Annotated in this window: 2 protein-coding genes; both read right to left on the bottom strand. The window is 79.8% G+C overall.

Features of this window, described 5'->3' with window-relative positions:
* Positions 1 to 645, bottom strand: a 645-nt coding sequence (locus GTR00_RS20040; RefSeq protein ID WP_407659750.1) for a DUF3866 family protein, incomplete at its 3' end; no start/stop codon positions are given.
* Positions 533 to 1838, bottom strand: a 1306-nt coding sequence (locus GTR00_RS24505; protein ID WP_240900688.1) for an acyltransferase family protein, incomplete at its 5' end; no start/stop codon positions are given. The genes GTR00_RS24505 and GTR00_RS20040, both read right to left, overlap by 113 nt.

Raw genomic sequence — 1838 nt, 5'->3', positions numbered from 1 at the left:
CCGCGAACCGGTGCCCAGGTTGCCCGGCCCCTGCGCGACCACCACCACGTCCGCCCCGGCCACCAGCCGCGCCGCCAGCAGCCCGCTGTGCACGGTGGCCGCCTCCAGGTCGCCGCCGAAGCTCTGCCCGGTGCTCACGCACGCGTCCAGCCAGCCCGCCGCGCGCAGGCCCGCCACGGCGCGCGAGAACGCCGCCGGCAGCGCCCCGCCGTCGGTCATCACGTACGCCACCCGCGCGCCCGGCGCGCCGGCGCGCACCCCGGCCACCACGGCGGGCACCGCCGAGTGCAGGTCGGCCACCACCACCGGGGTGCCGGCCAGGTCGTCCGCGCCGGCCAGCAGGTCGTGGTGGGCGGACTCCTGCTCGTCCACGCCCAGCACCATCGCCTGCAGCGGCGTGTAGCGGGCCTTGACCAGGTGCCCCGGACCCGCCGGCGGGTCCGGCGGCAGCGCCTCGGGCAGCGCCACGACCATCGCGTACCCGCCGGTGCCCAGCCCGCGCGCCAGCGCCGCGGTGTTCAGCAGGACCCGCTCACCGGGGGCCGGGCGGCCCACCAGGGCGGTGTAGGCCAGCGCGCGCACCACCGCGCCGGGCGAGTCGGCCGCCGACGGGTGCGCGACCGCCCCCGCCGGGGCGCCCTGCACGAGCACCTCGCACTCCACCGCGCCGGGCCACTCCCGGCGCACCCGCTCGACCGTCCCCGAACGCCAGCGCAGCACCCGTCGACCCTAGGGCCTGCCCCGGTGCCGCCCGCCCCGCCGCCGAGGCGGCCCCCGGCGCGGCGCTGCGCAGCGCGCCCAGCGCCCGGACGGGCACGGCGCCCAGCACCGCCGGCACCGCGGCGGGCACCTCGTACAGCCAGCCCGCACCGGCCCGGCGCGCGGCGGCGTGCAGCGCCAGCGGCAGCGCGACGGCCAGCGCCACCGCCGCCACCGGCAGCCACCCCGGCCGCGCGCCGCGCGCGCCCAGGCCCAGGGCCACCGCCGCGCTCACGCCCACCCCGACGACCAGCTCGTGCACCAGGTACACCGGCAGGGTGGAGCGCCCCAGCCGGCCCAGGGCCGCGCTGAGCGCGGCGGTGCCGGGCAGGGACGTCAGCAGCACGGCGGACGCCAGCCCGCAGACCACGGCCACCGCGCTGACGGCGCTGCCCGCGCCCGGTGCCTCCAGCAGCCCGCGCCCGTGCGCGGTCAGCACCGCCGCGCCCGCCGCGCTCAGCGCCGCCGCCGGCAGCACCCGCAGCGCGCCCAGGGCGCGCAGCAGCTGCGCGCGCAGGCACCAGCCCAGCAGGAAGAACACCCAGCAGCGGGCCATCTGGTGCCACACGTAGAACGGTGCGCGCAGCAGCTCCTCGCTGGCCGCCACCGACAGCACCGCCGCCGGCAGCAGCACCAGCGGCGCGCGCCGACCCAGCGCCCGCGCCAGCGCCGTGAACGCCGCCAGCGCGTACAGGTACCACAGCCCCGTCGTGGGCCGCACCGGCGCCAGCAGCAGCGGCACCACGCTGTCGGTCTCCCAGGGCTGGAAGCGGGGGGTGACCGCGCTGAAGACCGCGAAGCGCACCAGCGACCACAGCAGGAACACCCACAGCAGCGGCACCAGGCGCGAGCGCACCAGGGACCCCCAAGGGCGCCGGGCCGCCGAGGCCGCCAGCAGCCCCGAGACCAGGAAGAACAGCGGCATCCGCAGCAGCACCAGCTCGCCGTTCACCGCCCGCCACGCCGCGGGCAGCAGGTGCGCGGCGTCCAGGTGCAGCACCGAGTGGTGCAGCACGACGAGCACGATGGCCAGGCCCCGGCACACGTCGAGGGCGGGCAGTCGGCGCACGGGCGGGGGC

Source organism: Kineococcus indalonis (assembly GCF_009906395.1).
Lineage (GTDB): Bacteria > Actinomycetota > Actinomycetes > Actinomycetales > Kineococcaceae > Kineococcus > Kineococcus indalonis.
The sequence above is the reverse complement of the archived record's forward strand: the minus strand, read 5'-3'. Positions and strand labels throughout refer to the sequence as shown.